Below are 14,003 nucleotides of genomic sequence, written 5' to 3'. Positions count from 1 at the left end.
TACATTGGAGTAGAAAATGAAACTGCCTATTTATTTTGACTATTCAGCTACCTGTCCAGTTGACCCTCGCGTGGCTGAAAAGATGGTTCAGTACATGACGATGGATGGTGTTTTTGGTAATCCGGCATCGCGATCGCACCGTTATGGCTGGCAGGCAGAAGAAGCCGTAGACACTGCGCGTGAGCAAATTGCTGAACTGCTTAATGCTGATCCTCGCGAAATCGTATTCACATCCGGTGCGACAGAGTCAGATAACCTCGCGATCAAAGGTGTGGCGCATTTCTATGCCAAGCAAGGTAAGCATATCATCACCTGTAAAACCGAGCATAAAGCGGTGCTTGATCCATGTCGTCAGCTTGAGCGTGAAGGTTATGAAGTGACCTATCTTGAGCCAGAATCGAATGGCTTGATTGATCTAAAAAAATTAGAAGCGGCAATGCGTGATGACACAATTTTGGTGTCGATCATGCACGTGAACAACGAAATTGGCGTAATTCAGGACATCATGGCGATCGGTGAGCTTTGCCGTGAACGCAAGATAATTTTCCACGTAGATGCAGCGCAATCTGCCGGTAAAATTCCCCTTGATGTACAAGAAATGAAAGTGGATCTTATCTCCCTTTCTGCGCATAAAGCGTATGGACCTAAAGGGATTGGCGCATTATATGTTCGCCGTAAACCTCGTATTCGCCTTGAAGCGCAAATGCACGGTGGCGGCCATGAACGTGGTTTCCGTTCAGGCACATTACCAACGCACCAAATCGTAGGTATGGGTGAAGCATTCCGTATTGCTAAGCAAGACATGCAAAAAGATTTTGACCACGCAAAAGCATTGCGTGATCGTCTACTCGCTGGTGTACAAGACATGGAAGCCGTGAGTGTGAATGGCGATTTAGATCAGCGTGTTCCGCACAACCTGAATATTAGTTTTGCCTTTGTTGAAGGCGAATCGCTACTGATGTCTTTAAAAGACTTAGCGGTATCATCAGGTAGTGCTTGTACGTCGGCCAGCTTAGAGCCGTCATATGTACTGCGTGCGCTTGGTTTGAACGATGAAATGGCGCACAGCTCGATTCGTTTCTCATTTGGCCGTTTTACGACCGAAGAAGAAGTGGACTACGCCGTTGAACAAATCCGCGTAGCCGTAAGCAAATTACGTGACATGTCTCCTCTATGGGATATGTATCAAGAGGGTGTGGATTTAAACACCGTTGAATGGGCACATCACTAGTCCTTTAAAAGGCACTGGTTTATTCCCAAGGAAATAGAGGATTAGAGGTAACTATCATGGCATACAGCGAAAAAGTAATTGATCACTATGAAAACCCACGTAATGTTGGCTCTTTTGATAAAGAAGATCCAACCATTGGTAGTGGTATGGTTGGCGCTCCAGCTTGTGGCGATGTAATGAAGCTACAAATTAAAGTGACGCCAGAAGGCATCATTGAAGATGCAAAATTTAAAACCTACGGTTGTGGTAGCGCGATTGCTTCGAGCTCACTGGTTACTGAATGGGTGAAAGGCAAGAGCATTGACGAAGCGGCAGCCATTAAGAACTCTGAAATCGCGGAAGAGCTAGAGCTTCCACCAGTGAAAGTTCACTGTTCGATTTTGGCGGAAGATGCGATCAAAGCTGCCGTTGCCGATTATAAAAAGAAACACCAACAATAATATTAAGGGAGTGAATGATGGTTCACTCCCATAAGTTCAAACTAAGAATCTAAGGTTGTAGTATGGCCATTACCTTAACTGAAACAGCAGCGCATCGCGTTCGAGCATTCCTAGATAACCGAGGCAAAGGCGTAGGTTTACGTCTTGGAGTGAAAACAACAGGCTGCTCGGGTATGGCTTACGTGCTTGAATTCGTTGATGACGTTAACGAAGAAGACGAAGTGTTTGAAGATCATGGTGTCAAAGTGATTATCGATTCGAAAAGCCTCGTCTATCTTGATGGCACACAGCTTGACTATGTCAAAGAAGGGCTAAACGAAGGTTTTGAGTTCAACAACCCGAATGCAAAAAGCGAATGTGGTTGTGGTGAAAGCTTCAACGTGTAACGGATTGGCTTTCGGCGTGACTAGGCTCACTTGAGCCTAGTGTCGAGCACTAGGAGCAATGTGTTAATGAACTATTTTGAATTATTTGGGCTACCAAGTCAGTTTGCACTGGATGGTAGCCTTCTTTCTTCTCAGTTTCGTGCGCTGCAAAAACGGTTTCATCCCGACAATTTTGCCACTGCGTCTGAGCGAGATCGCCTGCTTGCTGTGCAAAACGCCTCACAAATCAATGATGCTTATCAAACATTAAAATCGCCGATCAGTCGCGCAGAATACTTGTTGCTTGAACAAGGCGTAGAGTTACGCGCAGAACACCAAACCATGCAAGATCCGCTGTTTTTAATGGAGCAGATGGAGCTGCGAGAAGAGCTTGAAGCCATCGCCTCACAGTCTGATGTTGAAAGTGCGTTATTCGATTTTGAAAACAGAGTCAGCAAGATGTATAAACAGCATCTTACCTTGGTTGAGCAACAACTTAATCATGCCCAATGGAACCTTGCGGCTGATACGGTTCGCAAGCTTAAATTTATTGCCAAGCTCAAAAATGAAATAGAAAGAGTCGAAGAACAGTTACTCGGCTAGTTCGATAATAAGGACCAACCCATGGCATTACTTCAAATTGCAGAACCCGGTCAAAGCTCTGCGCCGCATCAGCATAAACTCGCAGCGGGTATCGACTTGGGGACAACCAACTCATTAGTCGCATCGGTTCGAAGCGGTAATGCGACGACGCTTGCTGATGAACAAGGACGCTCGATCCTCCCTTCGGTGGTCCACTATTCGGCTCAAGAGCGTTGCGTAGGCTTTGATGCCAGAGCACACGCGCAAGTTGATCCTGCTAATACCATCATTTCTGTGAAGCGTTTGATCGGCCGTTCACTGGCTGACATTCAGGCGCGTTATCCCACATTGCCTTATCGCTTCAAAGCCAGTGACAACGGTTTGCCTATTTTGCAAACGGCTCAAGGTGATAAGAACCCGATTCAAGTTTCCGCCGATATTCTTCAATCTCTTGCTCAGCGTGCCGAAGCGTCGTTGGGTGGTGAATTAGCGGGCGTGGTGATTACTGTACCTGCTTACTTTGATGATGCGCAACGCGTGGGCACCAAAGATGCTGCTCAACTTGCCGGCTTGCACGTACTGCGTTTACTCAATGAACCTACCGCCGCAGCGATTGCCTATGGCTTAGACTCAGCGCAAGAAGGTGTGATTGCGGTTTATGATTTAGGTGGCGGTACGTTTGATATCTCTATTTTACGCCTGTCGAAAGGCGTGTTTGAGGTACTCGCGACTGGTGGCGATTCCGCGCTCGGTGGTGATGATTTTGACCATTTGATTGCTGACCATTTTTTGAGCCAAATCGGCTTAGCTGAACCGCTCAGTGCAGAGCAGCAACGAGCATTGCTTGATGCGGCCACCGAAGCGAAAATTGCCTTATCTGATACTGATACTGTCGAGGTTTCTGTGCTGGGTTGGCAAGGGCGTTTAACTCGCGATGAGTTTAACCAACTCATCACGCCACTAGTAAAAAAAACCTTACTATCGTGTCGTCGAGCACTCAAAGATGCCGAGATTACTGCAGATGAAGTGTTGGAAGTGGTGATGGTCGGCGGTTCAACTCGTACGCCACTGGTTCGAGATTTAGTTGGTGAATTTTTTGGTCGCACACCACTAACTAGCATCAACCCTGATGAAGTTGTCGCGATTGGTGCAGCAATTCAAGCCGACATTTTGGTGGGTAATAAACCCGATTCAGAAATGTTACTGCTGGATGTAATTCCCCTGTCGCTGGGTATTGAAACCATGGGTGGCTTAGTGGAAAAAATCATCCCACGTAACACCACCATTCCTGTTGCGAAAGCTCAAGAATTCACCACCTTCAAAGATGGTCAAACAGCCATGAGCATCCATACGGTGCAGGGCGAACGTGAGATGGTAGACGATTGCCGCTCATTGGCTCGTTTTTCACTAAAAGGTATTCCACCAATGACGGCGGGTGCCGCGCATATCCGCGTAACTTATCAAGTTGATGCAGATGGCTTACTCTCTGTGACAGCGATGGAAAAAAGTACGGGAGTTCAGGCGGAAATTCAAGTTAAGCCCTCGTATGGACTGAGTGATAATGAAGTAGCAAATATGCTGCGAGATTCGATGACGTTTGCCAAACAAGATATGCAGACTCGCGCTCTGGCAGAGCAACGTGTAGAAGCCGATCGTGTAATCGAAGGTTTGATCTCTGCCTTACAGGCCGATGGTGATGAATTGTTATCTGAGTCAGAAAAGCAGATCCTTCTGAATGCAATAGAAGATTTAATTGTGCTGCGTAATGGTGATAGCGCCGATGCCATCGAGCAAGGAATTAAAGAGACAGACAAAGCCAGCCAAGATTTTGCTTCACGCCGTATGGATAAATCCATTCGCAGTGCACTTGCTGGTCAATCGGTAGATGATATTTAAAGAGAAAAATTATGCCTAAGATTATTGTGTTACCTCACCAAGAGCTTTGTCCTGAAGGTGCCGTTCTGGAAGCGCAAGCAGGAGAAACCGTACTGGATGTGGCGCTGAAAAATGGTATCGCTATTGAACATGCGTGTGAAAAATCCTGCGCATGCACGACTTGCCATATTATCGTTCGCGAAGGGTTTGACTCACTTGATGAGAGTGATGAGTTGGAAGATGACATGCTTGATAAAGCGTGGGGTCTTGAACCTGAATCTCGCCTTGGCTGCCAAGCTAGAGTCGCTAACGAAGATTTAGTGGTTGAAATTCCAAAGTACACACTCAATCTGGCTTCTGAAGATCATTAATCCTATTGAGCGTATTAACGCCCGTTCACTGTTTGTAAAAGGAAAGCAAAATGAAATGGACCGATTCTCGTGATATTGCGATCGAGCTTTGTGAGCAATACCCAGACGTAGATCCTAAAAATGTACGTTTTACGGATCTACACCAGTGGGTGATGGAACTGGAAGAGTTTGATGATGAGCCAAACCGTTCCAACGAAAAAATTCTCGAAGCGATTATTCTATGTTGGATGGAAGAGATCGACTAAGACTATTGCTAACATGATGGTTATTCAGTAAAACATCACAGAGTTAACAATTTTAACTAAAAAGAGCGGACCGAATGGTCCGTTTTTTTATCAAGTTGACATTTTGACCCTACAAAATGCTAACATCCCTTGGTTATTTAATCGTAATGGCACAGGTGAGGCCATATTCAGGCAAGGAGAAACCATGTCTACAAAGATGTCCGTATTTATCAGCCAACAAGCTGCCCAGCCTCAGTGGGGAGAAAAGGCGATTGTTTCGTTTTCAGAAAATGGTGCCACAATTCATGCTATTGAGAGTGAGCATGAACTCAGCGCGGTTCAGCGCGCGGCACGTAAGCTTGATGGGCAAGCTATCAGAGCTATCAGCCTACAAGGTGACGGTTGGCACTTAGAAAATATTTGGGCTTTCTACCAAGGTTATCGTGAAGCGAAAAAACTCAACACACTAGAATGGCAACCGCTGAGTGAGTCAGATCAAGCCGAGTTAGAATATCGTATTAAAGCGACGGAATGGACGCGTGATATCATCAATAAAAGCGCTGAAGAAGTCGCGCCGCGTCAGTTAGCGACCATGGCGGCTGAGTTCATCAAATCGCTAGCCCCTGAGCATGTCAGCTACCGCATTGTCAAAGATAAAGATCTACTCACCGAAGGTTGGGAAGGTATTTATGCGGTTGGTCGTGGCTCCGAGCGTACGTCAGCCATGCTGCAACTCGATTACAATCCGACAGGAAAAGAAAGTGCTCCTGTTTTTGCTTGCTTAATTGGCAAAGGCATTACTTTTGATTCTGGTGGTTACAGTTTAAAAACGTCCAACTTTATGTCGGCGATGAAAGCAGATATGGGGGGCGCTGCAACGATCACCGGTGGTCTTGGTTTGGCTATCATGCGTGGTTTTAATAAACGTGTGAAACTCATTTTGTGTTGTGCAGAAAATATGGTTTCCGGACGCGCCTTGAAACTGGGTGATATCATCACTTATAAAAACGGCACCACAGTTGAAATAATGAACACCGATGCAGAAGGCCGCCTAGTGTTGGCCGATGGCTTGATTTATGCCAACGAGCAAAAACCACAGCTTATTATTGATTGCGCGACATTAACGGGTGCCGCCAAAAATGCACTCGGCAATGATTACCATGCACTACTCAGCTTTGATGAGAGCTTATCCCAGCAGGCATTGGTGGCAGCTCACCAAGAGAAAGAAGGCTTATGGCCTCTGCCTTTGGCTGAGTTTCATCGCTCTATGTTACCTTCAAGCTTTGCGGATCTCTCTAACATCAGCTCAGGTGACTATTCTCCGGGAGCAAGTACCGCAGCGGCCTTCCTCTCTTACTTTGTTGAAGATTACAAAAAAGGGTGGCTGCACTTTGATTGCGCTGGTACTTACCGCAAATCAGCAAGCGATAAATGGGCCGCAGGTGCAACGGCGATGGGGGTGCGTACATTAGCACGCATTTTGACCGACCAAGCTCAATAATGAAAAACCGCTCAACTCTCTGTTTTGGGCGGTTCACTATAACTAAAAAAACAAAAGAAAAAGGATAACCTTATGGCTCTAGAAAGAACATTTTCTATCATTAAACCCGATGCGGTAGAACGTAACTTGATTGGTGAAATCTATCACCGTATCGAAAAATCAGGTTTGCGTATTATCGCTGCGAAAATGGTACATTTGAACGAAGAGCAAGCGAGCGGCTTTTATGCTGAGCATGAAGGCAAAGCGTTTTTTCCAGCACTAAAAGAATTTATGACCTCAGGGCCTATCATGGCTCAAGTGCTTGAAGGTGAAGATGCTATTGCTCGTTACCGCGAATTAATGGGTAAAACTAACCCAGAAGAAGCGGCATGTGGAACCATTCGTGCTGATTACGCATTAAGCATGCGCCATAACTCAGTTCATGGCAGTGATAGTCCTGAATCGGCGGCACGTGAAATCGCTTTTTTCTTCCCAGAATCAGAGATTTTCTCTCGTTAATCTTGGCGTTTTTTATCCCAAATTCTTTCGATTAAGGCCTCACGTTGTGAGGCTTTTTTATACTCGTATGGTTGGGAGCTGTAGAGTAAAAACAATCCGCCAAGCATTGAATGACTTAGTAATTGAAGGGTTGTACAACCCTTGTCGTTACTGCATAAAGGCTGTACAATTCGCGCCCTTATTTATTGTTTCCGTCGTTGAGAGGCCACATGACTATTGAAAAAGTCAATCTGCTTGATTTTGATCGCCAAGGTCTGCGTAAATTTTTTGCTGAAGAGCTCAGTGAAAAAGCGTTCCGCGCTGATCAGGTCATGAAGTGGATCTACCATTTTGGTTGTGATGACTTCGAACAAATGACCAATATCAACAAGAAACTGCGTGAGCAACTGCAACAACGCTGTGAAATTCGCGCTCCGCTCGTTTCACAAGCACAACATTCGTCTGATGGTACGATTAAGTGGGCGATGCGTGTAGGAGATCAAGATGTTGAAACGGTTTACATCCCAGAGGAAGACCGAGCGACTTTGTGCGTCTCTTCCCAAGTTGGCTGTGCTCTGGAATGCAAATTCTGTTCAACGGCTCAGCAAGGTTTTAACCGTAACCTCAAAGTGTCTGAAATTATCGGGCAAGTTTGGCGCGCAGCGAGAGAAATTGGCCTTGAGAAAGAGACGGGTCGTCGTCCGATTACTAACGTAGTAATGATGGGGATGGGCGAGCCTCTGCTCAACATGAAAAACTTGATCCCAGCGTTAGAGATCATGCTGGATGATTTAGGTTTTGGCTTGTCAAAACGTCGTGTCACCGTGTCGACTTCGGGCGTGGTTTCTGGTCTTGATCAAATGACAGGGCAAATCGATGTTGCATTAGCGATTTCATTGCATGCACCCAATGACAAATTACGCAGCGAAATTATGCCGATCAATGATCGCTGGGATATTCAAGATTTCTTAGCCTCAGTGCGTCGTTATATTGCCACTTCAAATGCAAACCGTGGCAAGGTTACGGTGGAATATGTGTTGCTGGATCACGTCAATGACGATATGGACCACGCGCACGAATTGGCTAAGTTGATGAAAGGCACGCCGTGCAAAATTAACTTGATCCCATTTAACCCTTATCCCGGTTCACCTTATAAAAAACCGAGTAATTCACGTATTGACCGTTTTCAAAAAACACTGATGCAGTATGAACACACAGTGACTGTGCGTAAAACTCGTGGTGATGATATTGGTGCCGCTTGTGGGCAGCTAGTGGGTGATGTGATTGATAGAACCAAACGGACCAAAATGAAACAAATGAGTGGCGATGTCATTCCTGTCAAATCGGTCTAAATCGGATGATAAAGCAAAGCCAGAGATTCCTCTGGCTTTGTGCATTTTTACCATTTGAAATAATTTTCCGCGATTTTGACGTCAATTTTATGAAAAATATTGACCTAGCTGTAATTTCTTTCCTAAAGCCATGTTGTTTAACGTCAAATATCCATTAGAATTGCTAACTGACGTAATGTTAAATTTGAACTGTCGCCTGCATCAATGAATGCAAATTTTTCACCGTGTTGGAATGCACCATTTTATTACTACGAACTAATAACAATAAAAGTGATGACGGTGCCATTCGAGCCATAACATAATGAGATGTACAAAACGGATGACTACTGAACAAGAACAGATTATTGCAGATGTAAAAACAGACACGGTGCAACCCGGTACTTTATTAAAGGCAAAGCGTGAAGCGTTGGGATTAACGCAAAAGCAAGTTGCCGATAGGTTGCGGTTACGTCTCTCTATCATTCAGAGTTTAGAAGAGAATAACTTCGCCTCGGACCAAGTGGCGACGTTTACTCGCGGTTATTTACGTTCCTATGCGAAGGCCGTCGGGATCAAAGAGTCAGTTATTTTAGCTTCCTTTGATGATTGCTATCCTACGGTTGTCGCTGAGCAACCGATGCAAAGTTTTTCGAAGAAAACCAAGCGAGAGAAACACGATAGCCGTATTATGACGCTGACGTGGGGTATTTTTGCCATCATTATTGGTATTTCCTCATTATGGTGGTGGCAAAACCAAGAACAAGAGAATGTTGTGCTTGAGAGTTCACCATCAATCACGTCGACATCGGTTGAACGTTTGCGAGATGAGGATTTCACGACCGTTCCTGAATTAGTACCTACGGTTGACGAATCTCAAGTAGAAGTAGAAGCAGAAGCGGTGGATGCCCCTGTAGAAATCAACACTCAGGCTGCAGAACTTATCCCTTCACCTGAAGATGATACAGCCGAAGCCGACCTGAGTGCGAGCGACGATCCTGTATTGGATAAGACGCCACCGCAGGATGCAACTAATCCATACGCTCCTCTAACACTCACATTCAGCGCAGATTGTTGGATTCAGGTGAAAGATGCAGCAGGTAAAACCCTTTCCACTGGGATTAAAAAATCAGGGCAAACCGTAACCTTGCAAGGTGAAGCTCCGTTTCAAATCATTCTTGGCGCGCCTGAAAGCGTTTCAATGACATTTGCAAGTGAACCTGTAGACCTTTCTGGGTATACTTCCGGTAAAGTCGCTCGATTCACCTTACCTTAGAAAATACTATGCAACACGAATCTCCAATTAAGCGTCGTTCATCGACGCGTATTTATGTCGGTAATGTGCCCATCGGTGATGGTGCTCCTATTGCTGTTCAATCTATGACCAACACGCGCACTACCGATGTTGCGGCAACGGTCGCTCAAATTAAAGCGTTAGAAAAAGTCGGGGCTGATATCGTACGAGTTTCTGTACCGACAATGGACGCGGCGGAAGCGTTCAAGTTGATCAAGCAGCAAGTATCCATCCCGCTGGTGGCTGACATCCATTTTGATTACCGCATTGCGTTGAAAGTCGCCGAATATGGCGTTGATTGCTTGCGTATCAACCCTGGTAACATTGGCAACGAAGAACGTATTCGCGCCGTGGTCGATTGCGCACGTGACAAGAACATACCCATTCGGATTGGCGTGAATGGTGGGTCGCTCGAAAAAGAGATCCAAATGAAATATGGTGAGCCAACATCGGCCGCTTTAGTCGAGTCAGCGATGCGTCATGTCGATATTCTTGAAAGACTCAACTTTGATCAATTCAAAGTCAGCGTTAAAGCATCGGATGTTTTTCTCGCCGTTGATTCCTACCGTTTACTGGCTAAACAGATTGCCCAACCTCTGCATCTTGGTATTACGGAAGCAGGAGGCGCAAGAGCCGGTGCAGTTAAATCGGCAGTGGGCTTAGGTATGCTGCTTGCCGAAGGCATCGGCGATACGCTGCGTATTTCACTGGCTGCGGATCCGATCGAAGAGATCAAAGTCGGCTTTGATATTCTTAAATCGCTGCGTATTCGCTCACGAGGCATTAACTTCATCGCTTGTCCAAGCTGTTCACGTCAAGAGTTTGATGTGATCGCCACAGTCAATGCGTTAGAGCAACGTTTGGAAGATATTTTGACACCTATGGATGTCTCGATCATCGGTTGCGTGGTTAATGGCCCAGGTGAAGCTGAAGCTTCTCATCTTGGTTTGGCTGGCAGCAACAAGAAAAGTGCATTCTACGAAGACGGCGTCCGCCAGAAAGAGCGTTTTGATAACGATGATCTGGTCAGCCAACTCGAAGCGAAAATTCGCGCGAAGGCCTCTATTCTCGATGAGAAGAACCGAATCAACGTGACTCAAATCGAACAAAATTAATCTCAACGACCTTACGGTAAGTATTGTGGCAAAAACAATTCAAGCAATTCGAGGCATGAACGACTGCCTCCCAACTCAGTCTCCACTTTGGCAAAAAGTGGAAGGCACAGTGAAAAACGTGATTAGTGCATATGGCTACAATGAAGTACGTATGCCTATCGTTGAGATGACACATCTATTTAGCCGTGCGATCGGTGAAGTGACCGATGTGGTTGAAAAAGAGATGTATTCTTTTGAAGATCGCAATGGTGACAGTTTATCGCTTCGCCCTGAGGGTACCGCAGGTTGTGTCCGTTCTGGTATCGAAAATGGTTTGCTCTACAACCAAGAGCAACGTTTATGGTACATGGGGCCGATGTTCCGTCATGAACGTCCGCAAAAAGGGCGCTACCGTCAATTCCACCAATGTGGGGTTGAAGTGTTTGGCCTGGATGGCCCTGATGTTGATGCCGAGCTGATTATGATGACCGCGCGTTTGTGGCGTGAATTGGGCATCGACAAACATGTTCGTTTGGAACTGAACTCAATTGGTTCTCTTGAAGCGCGTGCCAATTACCGCACCGCTTTGATTGACTATTTAGAGCAGCATCAAGAGGTGTTGGATGAAGATGCCAAACGTCGCATGTACACCAACCCACTGCGTGTACTCGATACTAAAAATCCAGATATTCAAGCGATTTTAGGTGACGCACCCAAATTGTCTGAGTATCTAGATGAAGAATCGAAGCAACATTTTGCAGGCTTATGTGAACTTCTTACTGCTGCGGGTATCGAATACCAAGTTAACGAGCGCTTGGTGCGCGGCCTAGACTACTACAACCGCACCGTATTTGAGTGGATCACCGAAAGCTTAGGTGCTCAGGGTACGGTTTGTGGCGGTGGACGTTATGATGGCTTGGTAGAACAACTAGGTGGCAAAGCGACACCAGCAGTGGGTTTTGCCATGGGGTTAGAGCGCTTAGTGCTGATGATGGAAACACTGGAACTGACCGACGTGCGTCGCAGTGTCGATGTGTACATGGTCAGTGCGGGTGAAGGCACTATGATGGCAGCAATGAAACTTGCTGAGCAGTTGCGTGAACAGGTTCCGGGGCTGCGTGTTATGAACCATTTTGGTGGTGGTAACTTCAAAAAACAATTTAAACGTGCTGATAAAGTGGGCGCTGCGGTGGCTTTGGTATTAGGCGAAGATGAAGTCGCAGAAAGCACAGTAGTTCTCAAAGATCTTATCGGTGGTGAACAAATTACGATTTCTCAAACTGAAGTCGCGAGCAAACTGACGCATCTTGTGTAAGCAAGCGCATTTGAGACATCTATTAAAGAGGACAGGAAGTGGAACTCTACGATACTGAAGAACAACAAGTTGAAGCGATAAAAGATTGGTGGAAAGAGAACGGTAAAGCCGTGATCTTTGGTGCTGTAATTGGCCTTGGTGGCTTGTTTGGTTGGCGTTACTACCAAGATAGTGTTATTGCTGCGCAAGAAGCCGCTTCTGAAAGTTATAGCAAAGCGGTAACTCAGTTAGCGGCAAAAGGCGCAGAAGCAGAGATGGTTGTTGAGAGCTTTATTGATAGTAATAAAGGTACAGAATATGCCGTCTTAGCCGCACTACAACTTGCAAAAGTTCAAGTAGAAGCGGGTCAAATTGATGAAGCTTTAGCGCAGCTTGAATGGGCAAAAGCAAACACCAAAGATGATGCTATTCTACCGTTAGCGACCTATCGCGTGGCCCGTATTAAAGCGGAACAAGGCCAGTTTGATGCCGCCTTAGCTGATCTTACGACCATCACAGAGAAAGGGTGGGCGGGACGCATTGCGGAACTGCGTGGTGATATCTCACTGCGTAAAGGCGACACGGACGCGGCTTATGCGGCATACACGGAAGCACAACAAGCTGACGATGCAAGCCAAACGCTACAGATGAAACTGGACGATCTTGCCAAATAAGGGCACAAGTTGATGAAAAAGTTGTTCAACAAAGTGCTCGTTTCTGCCGTTGTGCTTGGAGCACTTGCAGGGTGTGCTAGCGAAGAAGACACCATTATCATGGCTCCTGTGCCAATGGTAACCAGTGAATTTACGCCCACAACTCAGTGGAGCACATCGATTGGTGATGGCGTAGGGCATTACTTCTCAAAGTTATCTCCAGAATACGCTTACGACAAAGTATTTATTGCTAGCCGTGATGGTTTGGTGAAAGCCTTGAACCCTAAAACGGGTAAAGAGCTGTGGCAAACCGATCTTGAACAAGATGGCATCATGCGTTTATCCGGCGGTATAGCGGCGGCCTATAGCCAAATTTACATTGGTAGTGAAAACGGTTTAGTCACTGCGCTTAATGAAGCTACGGGTGAGCTTGTATGGCAAGTTAAAGTCGACGGTGAAGTGCTAGCAGCTCCGGCTGCAGATGCGAACATGATCATTGTTAATACCAGTCGTGGCACTTTGGTGAGTTTAGACCAAGCGACGGGTGAGCAAAAATGGACCATCAGTACTGAAGTTCCTAATTTAACGTTGAGAGGCGATAGCAAACCTGTTGCGGTATCGGGCGGTGTTTTTTGGGGAACCTCAGGTGGCCGTCTTGCTGCCGCTATCGTTGAGCGTGGTCAGTTGATTTGGCAACAACCGATTGGTATGCCTAAAGGTGCCACTGAAATTGACCGTCTAGTCGATGTTGATGCCTCACCTATCGTGATTGGCGGCATGCTGTATGCGGTTGGTTTTAATGGCCAGTTGATCGCCATTGATCTGCGTTCGGGCAAACCAGCTTGGAAGCGGAATTACTCTTCAGCAACAGACATGGCTAGCGATGGTGGCCGATTATTTGTGGTGACCGACAAAGATCATGTGGTGGCTGTGGATACAAGAAGCGGTACCGAACTTTGGAGCAACAAACAGCTTGAACACCGTTTGCTAACTGCACCAGCGATTATCAATGGCTACCTTGTGCTAGGTGACAGTGAAGGGTATCTACATTGGATTGATCGCAGCAGTGGCGAATTCGTTGCCCAACAATTGGTTGATAAGAGTGGTTTTGCGGTGAGTCCTCTCGCTGTCGATGATGGTTATGTCAGCATGACCCGTAATGGCAATGTAAAGAAACTGACGATTAAAAAATAAATCGTGATATAATTCACATTCGGCTCCTGGCTGGTAACAGTTAGGGGCCGTTTTATTGAATAAATAGATGTGGTTATAGG

General features: G+C 46.1%; 15 protein-coding genes. All 15 read left to right on the top strand.

Features of this window, described 5'->3' with window-relative positions:
* Nucleotides 1–16: 16 nt before the first annotated feature.
* A complete protein-coding gene (locus AACR75_RS05175) occupies nucleotides 17–1,231 on the top strand; it encodes an IscS subfamily cysteine desulfurase (RefSeq protein WP_013857499.1) in 1,215 nt (404 codons plus the stop codon).
* Nucleotides 1,232–1,287: 56 nt separating this feature from the next.
* Nucleotides 1,288–1,671, top strand: coding sequence for a Fe-S cluster assembly scaffold IscU (iscU, locus tag AACR75_RS05170; RefSeq protein ID WP_010320409.1), 384 nt, complete (start codon nucleotides 1,288–1,290; stop codon nucleotides 1,669–1,671).
* Between the two features lie 62 nt (nucleotides 1,672–1,733).
* Nucleotides 1,734–2,057 carry an iron-sulfur cluster assembly protein IscA gene (gene iscA / locus AACR75_RS05165; RefSeq protein WP_010320408.1) on the top strand — a complete coding sequence of 108 codons (324 nt, stop codon included), beginning with the start codon at nucleotides 1,734–1,736 and terminating at the stop codon, nucleotides 2,055–2,057.
* A gap of 66 nt (nucleotides 2,058–2,123) precedes the next feature.
* Complete coding sequence (hscB, locus tag AACR75_RS05160; RefSeq protein WP_047689034.1) at nucleotides 2,124–2,639, top strand: co-chaperone HscB; 516 nt, start codon at nucleotides 2,124–2,126, stop codon at nucleotides 2,637–2,639.
* Between the two features lie 21 nt (nucleotides 2,640–2,660).
* On the top strand, nucleotides 2,661–4,514 hold the full coding sequence (hscA, locus tag AACR75_RS05155) for a Fe-S protein assembly chaperone HscA (protein ID WP_047689032.1): 1,854 nt from the start codon (nucleotides 2,661–2,663) through the stop codon (nucleotides 4,512–4,514).
* Nucleotides 4,515–4,525: 11 nt separating this feature from the next.
* Nucleotides 4,526–4,864 (top strand): ISC system 2Fe-2S type ferredoxin, encoded by a 339-nt coding sequence (gene fdx, locus AACR75_RS05150; RefSeq protein WP_010320405.1) that lies wholly within the window; start codon nucleotides 4,526–4,528, stop codon nucleotides 4,862–4,864.
* 50 nt (nucleotides 4,865–4,914) lie between these two features.
* On the top strand, nucleotides 4,915–5,109 hold the full coding sequence (gene iscX, locus AACR75_RS05145) for a Fe-S cluster assembly protein IscX (protein ID WP_010320404.1): 195 nt from the start codon (nucleotides 4,915–4,917) through the stop codon (nucleotides 5,107–5,109).
* A gap of 184 nt (nucleotides 5,110–5,293) precedes the next feature.
* Nucleotides 5,294–6,589: an aminopeptidase PepB gene (gene pepB / locus AACR75_RS05140; protein ID WP_026028095.1), complete on the top strand. Its 1,296-nt coding sequence runs from the start codon at nucleotides 5,294–5,296 to the stop codon at nucleotides 6,587–6,589.
* Between the two features lie 72 nt (nucleotides 6,590–6,661).
* The gene (gene ndk / locus AACR75_RS05135) at nucleotides 6,662–7,087 is read left to right on the top strand and encodes a nucleoside-diphosphate kinase (protein ID WP_013857494.1); all 426 of its coding nucleotides are present in this window, start codon (nucleotides 6,662–6,664) and stop codon (nucleotides 7,085–7,087) included.
* A gap of 209 nt (nucleotides 7,088–7,296) precedes the next feature.
* Nucleotides 7,297–8,418 (top strand): bifunctional tRNA (adenosine(37)-C2)-methyltransferase TrmG/ribosomal RNA large subunit methyltransferase RlmN, encoded by a 1,122-nt coding sequence (locus AACR75_RS05130; protein WP_047689028.1) that lies wholly within the window; start codon nucleotides 7,297–7,299, stop codon nucleotides 8,416–8,418.
* Between the two features lie 301 nt (nucleotides 8,419–8,719).
* Nucleotides 8,720–9,670: a cytoskeleton protein RodZ gene (gene rodZ / locus AACR75_RS05125; RefSeq protein WP_081989732.1), complete on the top strand. Its 951-nt coding sequence runs from the start codon at nucleotides 8,720–8,722 to the stop codon at nucleotides 9,668–9,670.
* An 8-nt stretch (nucleotides 9,671–9,678) separates the two neighbouring features.
* On the top strand, nucleotides 9,679–10,803 hold the full coding sequence (gene ispG, locus AACR75_RS05120) for a flavodoxin-dependent (E)-4-hydroxy-3-methylbut-2-enyl-diphosphate synthase (RefSeq protein WP_047689023.1): 1,125 nt from the start codon (nucleotides 9,679–9,681) through the stop codon (nucleotides 10,801–10,803).
* 25 nt (nucleotides 10,804–10,828) lie between these two features.
* Nucleotides 10,829–12,097 carry a histidine--tRNA ligase gene (gene hisS / locus AACR75_RS05115; RefSeq protein ID WP_017044251.1) on the top strand — a complete coding sequence of 423 codons (1,269 nt, stop codon included), beginning with the start codon at nucleotides 10,829–10,831 and terminating at the stop codon, nucleotides 12,095–12,097.
* A 38-nt stretch (nucleotides 12,098–12,135) separates the two neighbouring features.
* Nucleotides 12,136–12,750 (top strand): YfgM family protein, encoded by a 615-nt coding sequence (locus tag AACR75_RS05110; protein ID WP_013857490.1) that lies wholly within the window; start codon nucleotides 12,136–12,138, stop codon nucleotides 12,748–12,750.
* A 12-nt stretch (nucleotides 12,751–12,762) separates the two neighbouring features.
* Nucleotides 12,763–13,923 carry an outer membrane protein assembly factor BamB gene (bamB, locus tag AACR75_RS05105; RefSeq protein ID WP_047689021.1) on the top strand — a complete coding sequence of 387 codons (1,161 nt, stop codon included), beginning with the start codon at nucleotides 12,763–12,765 and terminating at the stop codon, nucleotides 13,921–13,923.
* Nucleotides 13,924–14,003: the final 80 nt, after the last annotated feature.

Source organism: Vibrio sp. ZOR0018 (assembly GCF_963865925.1).
Taxonomy (GTDB): domain Bacteria; phylum Pseudomonadota; class Gammaproteobacteria; order Enterobacterales; family Vibrionaceae; genus Vibrio; species Vibrio anguillarum.
This window is presented reverse-complemented; position numbering and strand designations above follow the sequence as displayed.